Below are 20,058 nucleotides of genomic sequence, written 5' to 3'. Positions count from 1 at the left end.
CTAACTCATACACCCTCATCCAGCAATGCCCCTCACACGTTAGACGGTTTCTGTGGTTGATGCCTGTTCAGGTTCTGGCTTCTCAGAATGTTCAGATTCTGCGACTTGTTCTGCGCTGTCATTTGACCCTGGCGACTCTTGGGACTCCGATGGGCCTAATTGGGCGGCGGTTTCTTCCGCTAACGCGGCTTTAATATCGCGATCTCGTTCCTGCTTTTCTTTTTCATATTCTGTCGCGCTGATTATATCAATTTTCCACCCGGTTAATTTGGCCGCCAACCGAACATTCTGACCATTTTTCCCGATCGCTAACGAAAGTTGAGAGTCGGCCACCACGACCAAAGCGGCTTTTTTCTCTTCGTCAATCCCAACTTTTTCTATGGAAGCAGGGTTAAGCGCTTCTCCGATAAATACGCGAGGATCATTCGTCCAAGGAATAATATCAATCTTCTCCCCTCGCAGTTCCCTCACGATCGCTTGCACTCTGGATCCCTTAATACCGACGCACGCCCCGACAGGGTCAACGGCTTTATCACGAGAGGCCACCGAGATCTTGGTTCGGTCGCCAGGCTCACGAACGACGCCTTTAATTTCGACGATTTTCTCCGAAACTTCGGGAACCTCCAACGCAAACAGCTTTACCACAAACTGTGGGTGAGCTCTCGACAGTATGACCTGGACATCCTTCGGAGTTCGACGAACCTCGAGCAGGTAGGCTCGTATACGATCCCCCCGACGATGCGTTTCACGGGGAATCTGCTCTTGCAATGGCAGCAGCGCTTCGGTTTTCCCTATTTCTACGAGATAATTGCGCCGTTCTTGCCCCAGGATCACTCCATGCACTAAATCGCCCTGTCGCTTGGAATAATCACGCTCAACGGCTTCCCATTCCGCTTCTCTCACTTTTTGACAAATGACCTGCTTCGCAGCTTGCGCCGCAATGCGGCCGAACTCTTCCATATCGATCAAGGAGCCAATCTCATCACCCATCTCCGCGTCACTATCGATTTGACGAGCCTCTTCGAGAGAAATTTCAGTGCGGGCATCAGTCACCGTTTCAGCGATCGTCTTTTTGGAGACAATCGAAATCTCACCGGTCTCCTGATCAACATCCACTTGTATGTTTTCATTGTGCCCGTAACGCTTCTTGGCAGCTGTCACGAGAGCCGATTCGACGGCAGCGAGGACACGTTCTTTATCAATACCTTTTTCGCGGCCAATTTGCTCGATAACCGCCATTAATTCACGCTTCATGTATCAGCTCCCCGGCAAAGTGAATATTGAGTGTTCACTCCCTTTGATCGTTGGCTCATCTTAAAATTCAACTTCCAACCTGGCTTTGACGATTTCTTGCCATGCAATGGACACCGATGGCTGTTGCCTCTTTTTTGGTGACAGAGGCAGAATCTCAACACCATCGTCTGATAGGGCATGCAGATGCCCCACGATCGAGGTCTTTTGCTTGGCATCGTTGAAGAACTGAATTCTCACTAATTTATCTAGGACCCGTTGATAGTCTCTTCTGTGCTTGAGGGGACGATCAAGCCCAGGCGATGAAACCTCCAGTCGGTGGGAATGAGGAAGGGGACCTAGTGCGTCCAGGGCACGACTAAGAGATTGGTGAAGTCCTTCACAATCCTGAATCCCAACGCCGCCCGGCTTATCGATTGTGATGCGAATGCAGGAACCGGCACCTTTTCCTAAACAACGAATTTCAACAAGATCGACCTCAAGAGCTCGAGCTAAAGGTTCGGCAACACGTTCAATTTGTTGCTCCAAACTATGCCCGGATAGCGTCATGCTCAAAAATGACTCGACTCTCGTGCCTTTTGCTCGAAACTGATAGCTTGAGAACAAAAAAAAGTGGGCCTTCGCCCACTTCACCTAGTCAGACCCTAGCATTTCTTCAGTCTAAACGCAATAGCCCTACCTTTCAACACGTCCCCCCTCCTTAATAATGCCCATTACAAGAAAATTCCTGCCGGCTCGTCGATCTAGCTATTTCCCACGCTTGTAGAGACATATGGGCTCGATAGGCTTAAGACAGACCCTATGATAGAGTAAAAATGAGGAGATGAGGTTGACCATCCGCATCGTCGGATGGATGGCGGATTACCGAATGTTGGACAACATGGCAAAAATTGTATCAATCGCTTCAGGGAAGGGTGGCGTCGGGAAAAGTGTCATCAGTAGTAACTTGGCACTCCTGTTCACCAAACGCGGCAAACGAGTCATTTTAACCGATTTTGACACAGGTGGGGCGAATCAGCACGTGCTGTTTGGGATGTTTCACCCCAAAGCTACCATGACTGATTTTCTGAACCGCCGATTCAAGACCCTGGAAGAGGTGGCGCAGCAGGTGAATGGATACCAGAATCTTCGATTAATCCCTGGAACTGGCGATACCTTACGAACATCGAATCTCCAATATGCGAAGAAAAAACGGCTGATTCGGCACCTCAAAGAGCTCGAAACCGATATCATCATCGTAGACGTTGGAGCCGGCACTCACTATCATGCCCTTGATTTTTTCCTCCTGGCCGACCACCACTTGGCTGTCGCGACACCTGACCCTACCTCGGTATTGGATTTATATCGCTTCATTAAACTTTCCGCGATTCGAAAAGTCTTGACTTCGTTCGCCGCTCGAGACCCTGTCGCTCATACCTTACTTGATCGAGAGTTCCAAAGTGTCTCGGAGGTGCTGGAAGCAGTGGGACAAACGAATGAAGATGGAGTGCCGACAGCGGAAGAGGCGCTTCGAGATTTTCATCCGCACCTGATCCTGAATCGAATGACGAATGGTTCGCGAATCAATACCCTTCAACTACAAAATCTCCTCAAGCAATATGTCGGAGCCGAACTCACGTTATTGGGGAATATTCCAGACCACGAATCAGTCGCACGTTCCGTGCATAAATACCTGCCGGTCGTCGATCTAGACCCCGCCTCTCCCGCCTCACTCGCCTTGGGACAGATCGCTGACAATATCTTGGCTCGCCTCTAACAAACGCTCACGGATTTAATCCGATATCATTTTCGCACCGCATTGGCCTCGGAAGATAGAGAAAGCCCGGTGGACGACACAGGTATTCTGAATTGGGAAGAGAGGGGAAACGATCACTCAACGAGAGTGATGTTGTTCCGGAAGGCCATTTGAGAGCGCGTCAAGAGATTTGGATAAACCCGCCAGTTCAGTTCCCCGCCTGCGAACTTCCCCACGGATGTCTTGAAGCTGCTTTGCCAACACATCACGTTCCTGACCGACTTGGGCAAAGACGGCCAAAGAATCTTGATATTTTTTTATCTCGGATTCTAGCTCTTTAGAAATCGCTTGAGTTGCCTTCACTTCACTTCTGGCAGATTCGAGATCTTGCGTTAACCTCACGATTTGCTCCTGTGCCGTCTTCAACTCCGTATGGGTTTCCTGCTGCATCGCCACGCTCTTCACGATCCTTTGATGTAGTGAAACAATCGCCTCACTCCACTCTCGAACAGGACCCGCGGGCAACGAAGGTAAAGGAGGCAATGGTCCCGATTGGCCTAACACCTGAACACTCGTCGAGAGCCAGTCCACAAAAATCGTCACATCACGAAAATTAAAATCATTTGATGAGGAATGGACAACGGTCGAATCATGTCGAGGCGGCGGGTTGACCGATTCAGAATCGGCCTCGACATCAACATCATTTTCATTTTCATCCGCCATATCTTCATAATGCTGAAGTAGGACTGCGACGCAATGCCGACAGAACGGTTTTTCATTGGAAGGACATGAACACTTGGTGGACAAGACACCAGACCGAAGTTTAATCGTCTGAGTATACACCCCAAACGTTCCACTGACTTCGGCTGATACCATTGCCGCGCTATGTTCGAGAATTTGTACCCGGCTCTCGGAGAAGTATTGATTCCCCAGTCGGAACACTTGACCGCCAACCACGGACCGAATCATTTCAGGCTGAAGTTGTGTGAGAGTTTGCGCTGAACAGGCAATCCGGTTACGCATGAGTTCTCCCTCCCTAGCTGGCTCGAAAATGGCTTATCGACCAGGAACGTTCGTCTTATGACAAACAACGACGCCGTTGAGGGGTTCCTTATTCTAACATACCCATAAGAATTCCCTTAATGTATCGGTCATATTGACCGAAAATTAATATCACGCCAAACCAAGGTGTGTAGGAACCCATCTCGGCAACGCATGATGAACATTCTACGTCGTACAGGATCACGATGAGCGTCAACACAATCAAAACCCCAGTACAGGGAACGCTCTTTCACCGGTTAACGAAAGAACCTCCCAGAACGTTGCCCATCCTCCAGCAAAGTTGCCTGCAAGTCCTGAACTTGACGTCTGATCAACACTCGAGCGCAAGCGACGTTGGCAAAGTTATTATGCATGACCAAGCTCTGCTAGCCAACATTATTAAAATCGCGAATAGTCCAACCTACCACACAATTTCTCCGGTCAAAACCCCCACGCATGCGGTCACGATTATCGGATTTGACGTCATTCGCTCCTTAGTCGTAGCCTCCCAACTCGTGGAACATGCACAAGAATATGGAGCGAGCTCTGAATGCCTGAAGCGATTACTCGCCCGCTCACTCGTCGCAGCCACAGCCGCAGTGGAACTGGGAAAAACGCTTGAGATTCCTGATGAAGGTATTCTCTTCACGAATGCCATGCTCTACACGCTCGGAGACTTGGTTTTAGCCTTTTGTCACCCGGAGGTCTTCGAAAAACTCGAAAACGCCAGAGCGGAGAATTTGCCTAGCATCAATAAAATTGAAGTAGAGCTTCTTGGGCGTTCCTTACATGATTTAGCATCCGCCGTAGCCAAAAATTGGCGACTGCCAGACAACCTCACGATGTTAGTGGGCAAAAAATTAGTGCTGGGGAATTGTCGTCATGACTCGCAGCAGAAAAAACTTGAGAGCGTCGTCTTTGCTGCCAATGAACTCAGTCAATGCCTCCTATGCCAGCCTTCTCCTGGACGGGCAGCTCGGTACAAACAGTTACTGGAAAAGATGCCGGGAGCGTTCGGGCTCAAGTACGACGCCCTGGAAAAAATTGTGATCAAAGCCTTTACGAAAGCATGTCAATTTTCCGAAATGGTCAAGATCGACACGTTGTTTTTTGTTCCACGTCATGATCCCGATGTAGAAACACCATCCGCCACCGGCCAACGACTCATGAAAAGCATCAGCGACGCGCTTTCGCCCCTGGTGCACAAAACCGCTGTCCAGACTTCTCCTGAAACTCTATCCGCGCCACCACCTCAACAAGACGAACTCGCCGTTGACAAGCCCCCCCAAGTACCGACAGGAACAGTCATCAATGAATTTACGTTAAAAGCCATGCAGGTGAGGGATCCCAATGTCTTACTGAACATGGCCGCTCAAATTTTAGGAACCGCATGTGGGTTCGAACGGGTTGTCCTCACGCTCGTCACCCCATCATCGTCAACACTCGAGGGGCGCATCGGTCACGGAGAACATGTTCAAGCCATGCTCCCTTTGTTTAAATGTTCCCTGAAGGAAACTCATTTCCTCACTCGGGCGCTTCACCGCTATTGCCCCGAGAAAATTGACTCGCTTGAAACAGACGCGGAATTCAGCCAAGCAAACTCAGAATTTATCGCTCGCTGGGGTCACGCCCCCTTTTTCATCGGATCTCTTTTCTCACCCTCCAATCCCATTGGCGTCATCATCGCCGACAAGGGCGTAAGCCAACAGCCACTGACCGACTCGCACTTCGCCAGCTTTTCGCTCATCCTCTCAGTCGTCAATTCCAATCTTGTACGACTTTCAAAATAATCCGTGCGGAAGACATTTTCTATGCCGGACCTCAAACAGACGATCTCTCAAGATCGAAGGTGGGAAGATTAGGTTGAGATGTCGATTGGTGATACTCGCTCGGATGTCCTGCCACACCTGGATGTTTCTCTCACGTCTTGAAGAGCTAAGGCGTACAAGAGAGCGCTGGATCGTTTTGGTATCACTGAAACGGCTATAACAGATACGAGGATTAGTCTAGGGCATGGAATTGACCCAAGACCGCATGATGCAGTTCATGACCGCAGACCGAAAAATTCCATTTGGGGCAGTAAAGGGTATTCGACGCAAAGTCAAAAAATCCTTTGAGGGTTTTGACCGCCGGCATGTTGGTTCCATGAAAGGGCATGATTTCAACGCCATCGCGACCTGTGCGGGTTTTCCACTCTTCGTGCAAGGTTTGCTGATCGACAAACACCACGCGTAAATCTTGTATTTCATGTTCTTCTCGATACTGTGGATTCGCCGCGCACCCTACGAATCCAACCATCAGCAGCAGGCCCACCAGAAATGCAGAAAATCGAGAAATGGGGGAGTAAACAGGAAAAGTTTGAATAGGCATGTAGCCGAATAATTGGCAGAACGACATGGTCCGATGCGGGAACACTCCTAGAAAAACGAGGATGACTACCCATCTTCTCGGTTTTCTGGCCGAACTTCTTAATAACCATAATCATGACTTCAAAGCCTTGAACGAAGAAGCCTTCCCATTAATTTCTGAGCAGCCCGCTATGACAGTCAAACACCAACAACACAACACGCGAAGCCCTCTTGAAAGAGAATTCCGTGTATCTGAGTTGGATTGTTCGATTAAGCAGATGATGGCGAGACGGTTACTTGAGATAAGGACGGAGGTGTTGATAGCTCTGGCCCAAGGTCTGACCATCTTTCTCCCAAGCTTGCATAAACGTCGAAAAGCGACGTTTATCATAAGCCCCCAGGACAGATGCACGTATAACGAGCTCCCCGGTCTCAGCCCAGAAAAAACGGGAAACCGATGCGCGCTGATTCAAGGAATTGATAATGGAAAGTCGTGATGGATCATCGTCGGTTGAGGAGACCGATGAGGATTGACTCTGAGATTCGATGCCGGCAAACGCGGCTTGGACCATGATGCCATCCTTTAGCGGCACGAGAAGAAACCCGATCTTCGAAGGATGCGTGACTTTCACTCCCTGATGAAAGGGCTCACATTGATAGCCCAGGAATTCCAGATGCTCGACGATCCGCTCCCGCCCCCCCCCCTCTTCCGCGTGCACAAATGCTCCACTTCCCAGAAGCAGGACAATCAGAAGCACACTCATCTTTACTTGTACTTGAAAATGCAAAATGCTTCTCCTCCTAAGGTACACGCACTTCATGACCCTCTACCGAATACTTACCGCCGACAGGCATTAGGAGATTGATGCGACTGATCTTCTTCTCCCAAAATCTTCCGTCACGATGTTTCCGCATTCATTCCAACACTACCAATAATTTTCATCGTATTCGAGACCGTCGGAGAAATTTTCTGAATCGGCGAGAATTTCTTTCTCAGAAATCATGACATGACCATTCTCCCGGCGCAGCACACCTCAACAAGTTCCGGAAAGACGACAAAACTCCGTCGTTATTGTGTGGGCAAATTAATGTTGATTGTCCCCTGCCCTCCATACTCAAGAACGGCATTGCCGGGATTGACGGTATTCGAGCTTGTCCCTGCGCCGGGAAATGGGACATTGCCGGTAATCGTGATATTTGACGGATCGGCGCCGGGTCTCAAAAGAACCGGAACGGCAAAACTGTTATCAATCGTACAGCCGGAACACAACGCAGGATTCGTAATATCCAGGATATTCCCTCCAGCACCCCCCACTCCAAAATTCGCCAACGCCCCATTGAGTGAGAAACTACCCCCATCAAGGACGCTGACTAAGAACCCATTGGTGATGGTGAGAGCACTGCCATTCGTGAGTGAGACAAGGTTCCCGGTCACGGCTACTGAACTATTGACCCCAGCGACGCTGACCAAGGAGCCGTTGATCGCGAGAGTACTGGCGTTTAACGACACGAGAGCATCATTTGGCACATTGGCGACGAGCGTCGACCCGCTATTAACGTCAAGGAATCCCGAGGACGCCGTTATCGTGCTTTGCACGAGAGAAACCAGCGGGCTGCTCGCAGCCAGCAGGTTTTGATCGACATATCGGCTGCCATTGGAAAGCTCGAGTATGCCACCATTATTGACGGTGATAGTACTCCGTGTCACGCCATTCTGATCATTTTTGGCGATCAACGATAACATCACAGATCCCATGCTTAACGTACTCTGATCGTTGACCACAACCAAGGTCTCATCAGAAACAATCGAACTTCCAGCCAACGTCGCCAGGGTTTCGAACGTGGCCGTACTTTCTCTCTGTACATTGAGCAGGCTCCCATTATTGATGTTCAGGATCAAATCCGTTCCCGTGATCAAATTGTCAAGATTGACCAAATGAATCGCTGAAACCTGACTTTGATCATTCACGGCAACCGCATGCCCATTCAGGACACTATTGCTATCTGTCGTCCCACTTCCTCTGATGACTGAAGACACGGACACCTTCCCAGAATTATCAACGGCTAAGACACCGCCTGAATTCACGATGAACGATTCGGAAAGTCGGGCGAGCACGCCTCCTGTGTTCAGTCCCATCTCCAACTGACTATGATCGACAGATACGAACGTCGAGGCCGAAGTGATGTTACGAATCGCAAACCCGAAACCATTTGCGATCGAGACCTGACTGTCATTCGTGAGAGTCAGGAGCCCGCCATTAGTGATCACCAAGTTCATGTTGGCCGTATTGCCAGAGACCCGCAACGCATGAAGCGAGCCTTGATCGACCGAAATGACCGTCTCGCCCGACAGGAATGTGCTTTGGCCACTCGTCTCCAGAATATCTTCACTCCCGTTGACTCCGACATTCACGGTCCCACCACTCTGGATATCCAACAACCCGCTGGCAAATGCCACGTCAGAGTTACTCGTGAGCGACACGACATTTCCACTCATACCCAACGTGCTGCCCTCGATGACTCTGAGCGCAGCGTTCTCACCAGACACATTGAGCCTGCTGTTGTCTAAGGCCAAGCTACTGCCGGATGAAACATTCAAGGCGCTTGTCACAAGTTCAAGCATCGCTCCTTCCACGACAACATTCGCATTCGTGAACTCTGCCACATCAACTGAAGCATTCACGATCGAATTGTGAAGAGCAAGACCTCCCAATACCGCTGAAGAAGTCGAGTCCGTATTCCGGGTTCGGACTCCTGCCAAAAGTGTCCCGGCATGATTAGGATCTTCGAAGGCTGAGAGCAACTCATCAGAAACTGTCGGAGAGACATTCCCCACGTCCACAAGCGGAATATCGGCCGTACTTCCAGAAAAGTTCTGCAAAGCCAGAATTACTGGAGGACCATTGGTTGTAGATGTGCCATTTTCCGCAAAAAGAAATGGCGTATTCATCGTCACAGTACCGTCGCTAATGATTACCGTTGGATCACCAGCATTGGCTGGAAATCCAGATTCACCAGGGCCAGGCGGCGGCGGTGGCGGTGGTGGCGGGGGTGGCGGTGGCGGCGGTGGTGGCGGCGGTGGCGGTGGCGGTGGCGGCGGTGGCGGCGGTGGCGGCGGTGGCGGCGGTGGCGGCGGTGGCGGCGGTGGCGGCGGTGGCGGCGGTGGCGGTGGTGGCGGCGGTGGCGGCGGCGGCGGCGGTGGCGGCGGTGGCGGTGGTGGCGGCGGCGGTGGCGGCGGTGGCGGCGGCGGCGGTGGCGGCGGTGGCGGCGGTGGCGGCGGTGGCGGCGGTGGCGGTGGTGGCGGTGGCGGTGGCGGTGGCGGTGGCGGTGGCGGCGGTGGCGGCGGTGGCGGTGGTGGCGGCGGCGGTGGCGGCGGTGGCGGTGGTGGCGGCGGCGGTGGCGGTGGTGACGCCATTACTATAAGCGGAGTACTTTCATTGGAATTTCCGCTATTTTCCTGAATATTTGCATTCGTTGTTGGAATACGACCATCTTGAACGATAACCGCCGGAGGTATCGTTGAGCCGAAGTCTGCGGCTATATCTGGAGCAAACAGGGCAGCGACTAAATTATCGGCTTGCTGTTGCTGAGCACGTGCAATCTCCGCCTGCGTTTCAGCAGGCATCGTCGTATGTTGTGGACTCAACTGAAAATCTTGAATACGCGACGGCAAGACTGGGTTCGGAAATGGCTCACCAAGAGTATTGCCGATGATTTGAACCCCTTGATCGGCATTGAGGATCATCTGCTGATGACCAAGATCATTCGCCATAAGGGACGCTTTTGCAACTCTGGAGTCCCGCATGGCAAGAGCGGCATTTCCCTCTAACACGTGCACCGTCGAGGTGGAGTTTGCACTGACAACCTGTTGTCCTTGTGACAGAGAAGAGTAACCAGAGGATCGCTGGGGTTGTGTGTGGTCCCACAACTGATAGGAGGCGGTCACGGGATGCTCAGTCAAGGGTCTTACGAGCTTCACGGTCACGATCGAAGCCGGCTCGACCGTGACGGAAAACGTGTCCGCTTCCAGGACAACAGGCAAGCTATCGCGTTTTGTGGAGACACAGATTTGCCCATCCACCAACTCCACGACTCGCCGCGCATTCGAATCCTTCGAGATATGAAGCGCTGACTGTTCTTCCATCACCACCAACGTCTTATCGCCCAGCAACATGCCAAGGACTGAACCTGTGCTGGTACGAACCGTATCGCCGTACCCCACCGTTCCTTTAAATTTCAAAGGTTCACCGATCGCTGGCTGGTGGGGACGGTGAAGATAGACTTCTCCCGATACGTTGGACACGTATCCTGCAGCTAGTTCATCATGGGGAAGAGTTTGGGCGAGGACGAGATGTCCCCAGAACACGTGGGTGACGATGACGAGCCAAGCAGTGAATCGAAAGCTCAGGCGTGACATCAGCAATCTTGCCTTCATAAGAAGTGGCCCTCCTTTGCCTCTCTCTAGAATGCACTCATGCTGTCATGGTTTTTCAGTAAGATACCTTACCAAGCAGAGATTCTCAATATTTTTTTTCGTCGATCAACGTTTCCTTCACTCATGACCGATTCTGCGCTCGTAAAAATTTGTCAAGAAAAGAATAACTCTCCTAAATATCAAGGCAAGACATCTCGAACAGGCCGATCCCCATCGAACGAGACCGCAAATTCTCCGCGCACCGTGTTGGAGGCGCTGTTTCCAACGGCATTCTTCGCGAGCACACACTCAACGTATTGAAGGTAACGGCATTCGGGAAGACGAGGAATGCGGGATTTTCCCTTGACAAACCAGGAAGGCTTACGTAAAAGCCGGCGTACAGTTTCATTGTTATCCCACATTCAGATTGGGAGGAACGTTCTCTATGCAACGTATTCAAGGGCACACGTGTCACGCTTCCTTACGAATAGGTGTCTTCTTTCTTCTCGTCCTGGGGTTGAGTCTCCCCTGTCTCCAACCCGTACTCGCACAGCAAGGAGAGGCGGAAGTCTTACTCGCTCAAGCCACGATCGCGTATGATGAGAAACGGTACGACGAAGCTCTTTCCCTGCTCACACAGGCTCATGAGCGTGACCCTCAGAATGCCAGAGTCCTCTATTACCTTGGATTGACGAACCTCGCCCTCAATCAACCGGCCATCGCCAAACAACACTTACAAGCGGCCCGTCAGCTCAAACCCGATGACATGTACATTCGGACGCAACTGGGCTTTGCCTACTTCGCGCTGCATGACTACGATCAAGCGGAGCCGCTGCTGTTTGAGGCGTATGACAAAGACCCGCAAATGGATGGCCTGGGATTCTGCGTCGGATTTTTACGGTATCGCGAGAAGGACTACAAGGACGCTCTCACGGCTTTTGATACCGCCAAATCCTCGAACCCGAATATTCGTCAGCTCACGCATTTCTACAGCGGCATGACGAAGGGGGTCCTTGGACTTCCCGAACAGGCAATCGTCGAACTCGACGAGTCGTTAAGAACAGGAGCCGTGTCTCCGTTGACACAAGGCGCCATTCAACTACGCGATGCGCTTGCGGCTGGCAAACAAGCCTCACTGGCCGACAAACGGTTCACCGCCCGCCTTAGTCTTGGAGTCTATTACGACGACAACGTGGCGATTAATCCTGACAAGACGGGATTCATCCCCAACCAGAACGTCGGCGGGATCGTGGATCAAAACACAACCATTAGCAGCCTACGACGTCGGCAAACCTCCGCGCCCGGCATCTTAGTGTCGATTCTGGGCGACTATGCGTTCCTGAAAAAAGGACCATGGGAAGCCACCGCCACGTATTCCTTCTTTCAAACGCTCAATTTTAACAGCCTTGATGACTTCAATATCCAAGACCACACCATCGGCACGGCGGGATTTTATCGTGGCACCTTGGCCGACTCTGACCTTCCGTACCAACTCAGCGTTCAATACACCTACGATTACCTGTTCCTTGATTCCAAGGCATTTTTGGCTCGCCATACCCCGACCGTTACGGCCACCCTCGTCGGACCCATCTTTGAACTCCCGTTCGTCGGCCAAGTAGGAAGCCTCACCACGGCCCAATATCGTTTTCAAGTCAAGACGTTTTTCCGAGAAACGTCAAATGTAGATGTGCGATTCGCGACAGAAAGCCGGGATGCGTTCAACAATATGATCGGTGTGGTTCATGCAGTTCGGTTCGCCGATGATCGAATGATTCTCCGTATCGGCTATCAATACGATAATGAGAGCACGGACGGTAGTGCGTTCTCGTATACGGGAGACCGATTACTCACGGGAGGACAAGCGACATTGCCGTGGGGAGGCATTGCGATCCGCTATGACTACGATGTCCATTGGCGGAACTACAAGAATGCCCAGACCCTTTTCACGAACCGCCACGGCGTGCTGAGGTCTCGGTATGACACACAACAGACCCACCTCGTCCAAGTGATCAAACCGTTGCCCCACAACATTTCTCTTGCTTTTCAATATCAAAGAATTCGGAATCAGTCGCGAGTTCCAATCTACGACTATACCAAAAATGCCTTTACCGTCATCGCGAACTGGACGTATTAGACGTATGGATCGTTAACCTCGTTCCCGCAACCACATTCGTATATTCTGCGCGATATCAACACGGCCGCATCAAGGAACCCTCGTCGCCATTTTTTCCCGACACATTTCGCGCTTGTCTTTCTCATGCTTTCCCCTCTCGCTCTTTCTGATAAAAACACACTCCCTGCATGATCTTGGCCTCCTCGATATATCGCGCGGGTCTTACGATTGAATGCCTGATCCACACTTCGAGAACGAGAAAATTGGACTGTTTACTTTAATTTGATTATGGTAGGGGCTTTCTCATTAAGGACGCGAAACCATTCATGGAGGGCACGCGTTCAACATTCCATTCATACTTCTATCTTTTCCCTCTACTCTTTCGTTGAGGGAGCAACGCTCAGGAGACAAGATACAAGGAAAGGCGAAAAGCATTCTTATGATAGAGTGCATTCGGCTCAAAACATACAAATTTCTTCTGATTTTAGGGTGCTGTGTCATTCTATTTGGAGGGATATTCCCACATCATACATTCGGGGATGACGCTTCCAGGTCGCAACTTCCTCCAACCGATGATCCAACCGGCCTCTATGGCTCCCCTCCACCCATCACGCAATACGAAGTTCCCTCTTCTCCTCCTGATCACATTCCCAACATCCTGCCTCCTGTAACACCTATTCCAGAAGATCCAGAAGGGTCCCCACCTCTCAAAGTGTTCGTCAAGGAAGTCCGCATTGTAGGCACAACCGTCTTGACGCCTCAGGAACTAACGGAGGTTGTCAAACCCTATCTCAACCAAGAACTGACGACCGAGCAACTCGAGGAACTCCGGCGCGCCATCACGCTGCAATATGTCCAGAAAGGATATATTACCTCCGGAGCAATTTTGCCAGATCAACGAGTGGCAAACGGTGTGATTACCTTTCAGGTCATCGAAGGGAAACTCTCGGACATACACATTGAAGGTACCGAGTGGTTTCGGCCGTCGTATTTTTCGAGCCGCCTTAATTTGAGTGCCGGACCACCGGTCAACTTGAATCAACTTCGCGACCGACTCCAACTCTTTATACAGGATCAGCGCATTGCCCGAATTAATTCAGAGCTTCAACCTGGACTCAAACCAGGCTTGGGGGTTCTGAATGTTCGTGTCCAGGAGACCAACCCGTGGCGTGCATGGGCTGAATTTAATAACTACCAATCTCCGACCGTCGGCGCAGAACGCGGTCTTTTTACCCTCGCGAATTTAAACCCTTTAGGATTAGGCGATTCCATCAGTGTCACCTGGGGAATATCAGAAGGCGTCGATCCACTGATTGACGGGAGCTATGCCATTCCCTTCACGCCATGGGATACGACATTTATTTTTCAATATCGCAAGAATGACTTTTCGGTCGTCGAATCGCCATTCAAGCCCTTAGACATCAAGAGTAAAACCGAAATTTTCACGCTTTCCATCCGACAGCCGATCTATCGAAGCCCAACGCAAGAGTTTGCAATCACGCTCATCGGAGAACGCCTTGAAAACAAAAACTTTCTGCTCGGCATCCCATTTTCGTTCACTCCGGGCACGACGGCCCAGGGAAAGGCCATTTTTTCAGTCTTGCGCTTTGCGCAGGAATGGGTCGATCGCCGTCCCAATCAAGTCTTATCCGCACGGTCCCGATTCAGTCTCGGACTTGATGTCCTTGGCGCGACCATTCACTCCTCATCCTCGATTCCAGACGGACAATTCTTTACCTGGCTCGGTCAAGCTCAAGCTGCCCACCGGTTCGATCCTTACCGAATTCAAGTGATTACACGCATGGATCTACAATTGGCAAACGATCGCCTGTTTCCCCTGGAGCAATACGCCCTCGGTGGCCGCTACACCGTCAGGGGATACCGTGAGAATCAGCTGGTTCGAGACAATGCGTTCTTATGGACGATCGAATCTCGCATACCCGTCCTTCCATCGATTCTGGGGCTAGACACCGTTCAATTTGCGCCCTTCATCGATGTGGGACGATCGTGGGATGCGAAAGGCAATACCCAACCGCCACAGACCCTTGCCAGCATCGGGGCGGGACTGCGCTTCTCCTTCCATCAACAGGCCCATCCGTTACTGCAACAGGTGCAAGCCAGTATTTACTGGGGACAACAATTGAATCATCTCAAACACGAGCCTCAACAAAATCTGCAAGATCACGGAATCCATGTGCAGGTGGTCTTGACGTTATTGTAGATCTGCGGCAGTCCTGAAGAGAGGCGAGTGGGGAGGTGATCTATTGACGCAGGGACGAAGGAGGGACGACGGACGATCGTTTCGAGGCGACAGGCGCAAGACGAAGCCTCTGAAGAAATGGCCCGGCAGGCCGGTCCCTCAGTTGGCTGTCATTGGTCCGAATGCGTAACCGTCCGATGCAACCAAATTTGGGCTCGACGATCGCCAGATACCGGAACGTAGATTGAATTCGAATATTTTCTTCCCAACAGCTGGTTGAGGCATCCCGGCATCGCGGGTTTTCATTTCCAAAGTTGACAACACGAATTTGCGACCGAGGCATACCAAGATCGTGCGCATAGGCTTGAAGTTGCAACGATCTCCGGTGCCCCAGCGCTAAACTATAGGCACCTGCTCCCCGTTGATCACAATAGATTTCGATATACAGAGATCCGGTCGGGTCGATTCGTCGCATCAGCCTCGCACTTTCTTCGAAGGCTTTTCCTATTTCTTCCCTCACGAAAGGACGGTCTTTATCCAGATAGACATCAAGTAACGCGTGGTGATATCCGGATTGAACATTGTTGCGGTACCCTGCTTTCACCAGTCGATGAGCGTGAGAGATAACCTTCATAGGCATATCTTCGACACGTTCTCGTTCTAGAGACATTCCGAATACATCATGCGGAATTAAAAGCAGAGGGCAAACAATGCTCACACAGACCAAGAGGCGACGAAAAGCCGTAAAGGACTCGACACATAGGCAACGTTGTTGAAGTAAATACTCAGGCTTCGCATTCCACCAGTCCATACTTTCTTATTCGGTTGAAAATTCAGTAAACCTAAAGAAAGCAGGAAGAAATTCGTCATGACAAGAGGAGAAAAATTCGTCTCCCACTCACGATGATGGAATCCCCTCAAAAGGCCATCGCCATGCACTGATACAACATCAAATCCTAAGCGAATAGGTGGATGATTACGAAAAATGCAAGGAACGGATGGAGTCGGATGGAAAGCTGCGAATCACGTAAGAATAGTCGAAGAATAACTGGTGAGCCGCGAGCGGCTCGAACGCTCGACCCTCGCCTTAAAAGGGCGATGCTCTACCAACTGAGCTAGCGGCTCACCTGAGGCGATGCTAACAACCACATATGAGGTTGTCAAACAAGAGTGGAAATCTGCAGTAAACTGAGACGAACTGTGGGCTTGGGCACGATTGTTCCGATGGCTGAGACCCTCAGGAAAACGTCGTTTCGTGAAATATCACATGGCTCTTGGTGCTAACGATTTCGGCGCCCAAGTCAATGATGCGACCGCGTAGATTTCTTTTTCGAGACTAAGGGATTCTTGAGAATAATAGTATGTTCCCGTTTGGAGCCCGTTGAAATCATATCGATAGGACATTCAGTCAGTTCTTCAATTCTCGCTAAATAACGCTTGGCGGGAGTCGGCAACGTTTTATACGACACCATCCCGGTCGTATCAGAATCCCAACCGGGGAAACGTTCATAGACGGGCGTACATGTGGACAGCACATCTAAATCCGCCGGCATCTCCTTATAGAGCTTTCCTGCATGCCGATAACCGATACAAATCTTCAGCTCCTGGCAGCCATCCAACACGTCCAACTTGGTGACAGCGAGAGAGGAGAGCCCATTCACGCGGACGGCATGGCGAAGCAGCACGGCATCGAACCATCCGCACCGGCGCGCACGCCCAGTGGTCGCACCGAATTCATTCCCTCTGGCTTTCAATCCTTCACCCACTTCATCGGTCAGTTCCGTTGGAAAGGGGCCGCCTCCCACACGGGTGGTATAGGCTTTCGTCACGCCGAGCACGGCGTCAATTTTTGTCGGCCCGACCCCCGCCCCAATGCACGCGCCCCCCGCACACGAACTGGAAGACGTCACATAGGGATAGGTCCCGAAATCTATGTCCAGGTGCGTGCCTTGTGCGCCTTCAAACAAAATCGGCTGGCCCTGGTTGATCACTTTCTGGAGAAGCTGCGGAACATCCGTAATATAGTCCCGCAATCGGTCTGCATAGCCCATATATTGATCGTAGATTTTGTCGGTATGGAAACCATTCGTCTTGTGCACATAGCGCAAAAGACTGTTCACTTCGACAAGATTATCTTGTAATTTTCGTTTAAACGCATCCGGGTTCAACAGATCTCCGACCCTCATCCCAATTCGCGCCATTTTATCGACATAAGCCGGCCCAATGCCACGGCCGGTCGTTCCAATCCGCCTGGCGCCCTTGGCTTCCTCGGCGGCACGATCAATGGCTTTATGATAGGGCATGATCAAATGGGCACGATCACTGATCACCAAATTGCGCCCAACCTTGACGCCCTTGGCGATCAAGCCATCCAGTTCATCGATGAATCCACCCGGATCCATAGCCACGCCATTGCCGAGCACGCAAAGCTTTCCTCGGTATAAAATGCCGGAAGGCACAAGGTGAAAAATAAACGTTCCGCGCTTCGTAATCACGGTATGACCGGCGTTCGATCCCCCCTGATAACGCACGATCACGCGCGCCTCGCGCGCGAGCAGGTCGACAATTTTGCCCTTTCCCTCATCACCCCATTGCGAGCCGACGACAACTAAATTTGCCATAGTTTTACCCTGTCACGACCACCCGACAACCTTGTGCCTAGAAGCAAAAAAAAACTCTGACAAACGACTTGCCAGAGCGTACAGCATGATCCTAGGTCGCGACGCCTCTTTTGTCAATATTTAATAAAGATTTCTCGCCCACCTCGTCGATGGTCATCGCTGGACCATATGCAGTGCCTTACACTCATACCGGCCTCCCTCTCCATTCGTCCCCTCATTTTCACGTTTCATGTTTGACCGCGCTCATTTCTTGACCGATTCCAGGTCGCGTGGTAGCATCACCCTTGCGAGTGGGGCTGTGGCGCAGTTGGGAGCGCGCGTGAATGGCATTCACGAGGTCGCCGGTTCAATCCCGGCCAGCTCCACCAAAATTCCTCAGTAGCGATTCCTCATCTGGCTTTACCTACACGTACTTCATTATGAGTTGGCTCCCATCGGAACGATCGGGTAGCCGTACGCCGTAACACGATGTTTCATATCGAGAACCTCAGTAAAGAATATCCCACAAAAACGTTATTTGCGAACGCCTCGGCTCACTTGCGTCCCAACACCCGTGTTGGTCTCGTCGGCCCAAACGGGACAGGCAAGACGACGCTTCTTCGCATTATTATAGGAACTGATGGTGTCGATGAGGGAAAAGTCCGGAAACGTCCGCACTTGAAAATCGGCTATCTACCCCAAGAGCTCGAAACGCTCCCAGGCCGAACGATCATCGAAGCCACCCATCGACATGAGTATCCGGAGCACGAAGCCAAACGCATTCTTGCGGGGCTCGGGTTTGGAGAAGACGATTGGGAGCGCAACATGCAAACCCTTTCGGGCGGCTATCGTATGCGCGTCGCGCTCGCTCACCTGCTCTTATCGCATCCAGATGTCCTGATGCTCGACGAGCCCACGAACCATCTCGACAAAATCACGCAGACATGGCTCGAAAAGTTTCTGCTCTCGACTCAGATGACGTTGCTGATGATCAGTCATGATACGGATTTTCTTGATCGTATGGTGACCCATATCTGGGAACTCCGAAACTACACGATTCAGGAATACCGAGGCTCTTATCAAACCTTTCAAACATTACGCGCCGAACGTGATGCGCAAGAGGCCGCGGCTGCCAACCGGCAGGCGAAAGAGGTGGCGCGCGTCCAGACATTCGTGGATCGATTTCGGTACCAGGCCAATAAAGCCAGTCAGGTTCAATCACGGATCAAACAACTCGAAAAAGTCAAACTCATAGAACAGAAACGCGATGGGAAACGGCTTCGCTTCAAGTTTCCCGACCCCCGTCCAAGCGGGAGACAGGTGATCGATTTGCAGGGGATTCACAAAGCCTACGGAGAAAAGGTGATCTATGCCGGCCTGGATTTTTCCGTGGCGCGTGGACAGCGGGTAGCTCTAGTCGGTGAAAACGGGGCCGGCAAGTCGACTCTGCTGAAAATGCTCGCCGGCGTGCTGGACTTCGAACAGGGTTCGCGAACATTGGGGCATGAAGTTTCCGTCCATTACTTCGCCCAACATCAAGCTGAAATTTTGAACCCAGAGCATTCGATCCTGGACTCGCTGGAAGAAGCCGCCCCCCAAGCCGAGAGAAACTTCTTGCGCAGTATCGCCGGCGTATTTTTATTTTCAGGCGACGATCAAAAAAAACCCATCAAAGCCCTGAGCGGAGGAGAACGAAATCGTGTCGCCCTGGCCCGGATGTTGATCGAACCGGCGAATACCCTGCTGCTCGACGAGCCCACCAATCATTTAGACCCCACCTCGGTAGATGTGCTGACCGATGCGCTCACGACATTTCCTGGAACCATCGTGTTTATTTCACACGACCCGGTGTTCCTCTCTCGCGCCGCTACTCGCGTCGTGGAAATCGACGACGGGCAAGCCCGGGACTACATCGGCGACTATGAATATTATCTCTGGAAACGTGCGCAGGAATGGGAATCGATCAAACAATCGACCAAGACGATCGACTCAGCCAAACCGACGAAACAGCATCGGGACACATCGGCACAGGCGAAAAACGACTCCGGCAAACCTTCGGGCCCATCGCGAAGAGAACTGTCGAAGACCGTAGCCAGGCTGGAAAAACAAGTGAGCAAAGCAGAGGAAGACATCACCAAACTGGAGGAACGTCTCGGCCAACGCGACAAAGAATTAGCCGATCCCAAAACCTACCAAGACTACAGCCGCTGGAATACCCTACACCAAGAGCGGGAAACATGGGGAAGGGAGCTCGAAAAACTCACGAATCGCTGGTCGGACCTTTCAACTCAGCTTGAAACAGCGAAAAAGCAACTCAAGCAACTTTGACTTTTGAACGGCTAATCAGGTTTTTCTG

The 20,058-nt window shown here is 51.4% G+C and carries 13 protein-coding genes and 2 tRNA genes; 6 read left to right on the top strand and 9 right to left on the bottom strand.

The annotated features are described in order from the left end of the window. Positions 1–39: 39 nt before the first annotated feature. The gene (gene nusA / locus MRJ96_09000; protein ID MDR4501570.1) at positions 40–1,254 is read right to left on the bottom strand and encodes a transcription termination factor NusA; all 1,215 of its coding nucleotides are present in this window, start codon (positions 1,252–1,254) and stop codon (positions 40–42) included. A gap of 60 nt (positions 1,255–1,314) precedes the next feature. Further along, complete coding sequence (locus MRJ96_08995; GenBank protein MDR4501569.1) at positions 1,315–1,884, bottom strand: ribosome maturation factor RimP; 570 nt, start codon at positions 1,882–1,884, stop codon at positions 1,315–1,317. Positions 1,885–2,074: 190 nt separating this feature from the next. On the opposite strand from MRJ96_08995, the gene MRJ96_08990 reads away from it, so the two are divergent. Further along, entirely contained in the window at positions 2,075–3,007 is a 933-nt protein-coding gene (locus MRJ96_08990) for a P-loop NTPase (protein ID MDR4501568.1), read from the top strand. 117 nt (positions 3,008–3,124) lie between these two features. Here MRJ96_08990 and MRJ96_08985 read toward each other — a convergent pair whose 3' ends face one another. Then, the gene (locus tag MRJ96_08985) at positions 3,125–4,009 is read right to left on the bottom strand and encodes an SWIM zinc finger family protein (GenBank protein ID MDR4501567.1); all 885 of its coding nucleotides are present in this window, start codon (positions 4,007–4,009) and stop codon (positions 3,125–3,127) included. A gap of 224 nt (positions 4,010–4,233) precedes the next feature. Between MRJ96_08985 and MRJ96_08980 the strand changes: the two genes are divergently transcribed. After that, positions 4,234–5,817: an HDOD domain-containing protein gene (locus MRJ96_08980; GenBank protein MDR4501566.1), complete on the top strand. Its 1,584-nt coding sequence runs from the start codon at positions 4,234–4,236 to the stop codon at positions 5,815–5,817. Between the two features lie 211 nt (positions 5,818–6,028). Here the strand turns inward: MRJ96_08980 and MRJ96_08975 are convergent, their stop codons facing one another. The 3 genes from MRJ96_08975 to MRJ96_08965 form a co-directional block, all read right to left on the bottom strand. Beyond that, positions 6,029–6,397, bottom strand: coding sequence for a hypothetical protein (locus tag MRJ96_08975; GenBank protein ID MDR4501565.1), 369 nt, complete (start codon positions 6,395–6,397; stop codon positions 6,029–6,031). Between the two features lie 271 nt (positions 6,398–6,668). Beyond that, positions 6,669–7,163 (bottom strand): hypothetical protein, encoded by a 495-nt coding sequence (locus MRJ96_08970; GenBank protein MDR4501564.1) that lies wholly within the window; start codon positions 7,161–7,163, stop codon positions 6,669–6,671. A gap of 281 nt (positions 7,164–7,444) precedes the next feature. Further along, complete coding sequence (locus MRJ96_08965; GenBank protein ID MDR4501563.1) at positions 7,445–10,810, bottom strand: FecR domain-containing protein; 3,366 nt, start codon at positions 10,808–10,810, stop codon at positions 7,445–7,447. Positions 10,811–11,234: 424 nt separating this feature from the next. Between MRJ96_08965 and MRJ96_08960 the strand changes: the two genes are divergently transcribed. Then, positions 11,235–12,923, top strand: a complete 1,689-nt coding sequence (locus MRJ96_08960; GenBank protein MDR4501562.1) for a tetratricopeptide repeat protein — start codon at positions 11,235–11,237, stop codon at positions 12,921–12,923. 418 nt (positions 12,924–13,341) lie between these two features. Beyond that, positions 13,342–15,123, top strand: coding sequence for a ShlB/FhaC/HecB family hemolysin secretion/activation protein (locus MRJ96_08955; protein ID MDR4501561.1), 1,782 nt, complete (start codon positions 13,342–13,344; stop codon positions 15,121–15,123). A gap of 40 nt (positions 15,124–15,163) precedes the next feature. On the opposite strand, the gene MRJ96_08950 is transcribed toward MRJ96_08955, so the two are convergent. From MRJ96_08950 to MRJ96_08940, 3 genes are all read right to left on the bottom strand, one after another. After that, the gene (locus MRJ96_08950; protein MDR4501560.1) at positions 15,164–15,913 is read right to left on the bottom strand and encodes a hypothetical protein; all 750 of its coding nucleotides are present in this window, start codon (positions 15,911–15,913) and stop codon (positions 15,164–15,166) included. A gap of 238 nt (positions 15,914–16,151) precedes the next feature. Further along, positions 16,152–16,227, bottom strand: a tRNA-Lys gene (locus tag MRJ96_08945). 176 nt (positions 16,228–16,403) lie between these two features. Next, on the bottom strand, positions 16,404–17,723 hold the full coding sequence (locus MRJ96_08940; protein MDR4501559.1) for an adenylosuccinate synthase: 1,320 nt from the start codon (positions 17,721–17,723) through the stop codon (positions 16,404–16,406). A 292-nt stretch (positions 17,724–18,015) separates the two neighbouring features. Between MRJ96_08940 and MRJ96_08935 the strand changes: the two genes are divergently transcribed. Together MRJ96_08935 and MRJ96_08930 are read left to right on the top strand one after the other, a co-directional pair. Beyond that, positions 18,016–18,091 (top strand) — tRNA-Ala (locus MRJ96_08935). A gap of 100 nt (positions 18,092–18,191) precedes the next feature. Then, positions 18,192–20,030 (top strand): ATP-binding cassette domain-containing protein, encoded by a 1,839-nt coding sequence (locus MRJ96_08930; protein ID MDR4501558.1) that lies wholly within the window; start codon positions 18,192–18,194, stop codon positions 20,028–20,030. Positions 20,031–20,058: the final 28 nt, after the last annotated feature.

It is taken from the genome of Nitrospirales bacterium (assembly GCA_031315865.1).
GTDB lineage: Bacteria > Nitrospirota > Nitrospiria > Nitrospirales > UBA8639 > JAGQKC01.
This window is presented reverse-complemented; position numbering and strand designations above follow the sequence as displayed.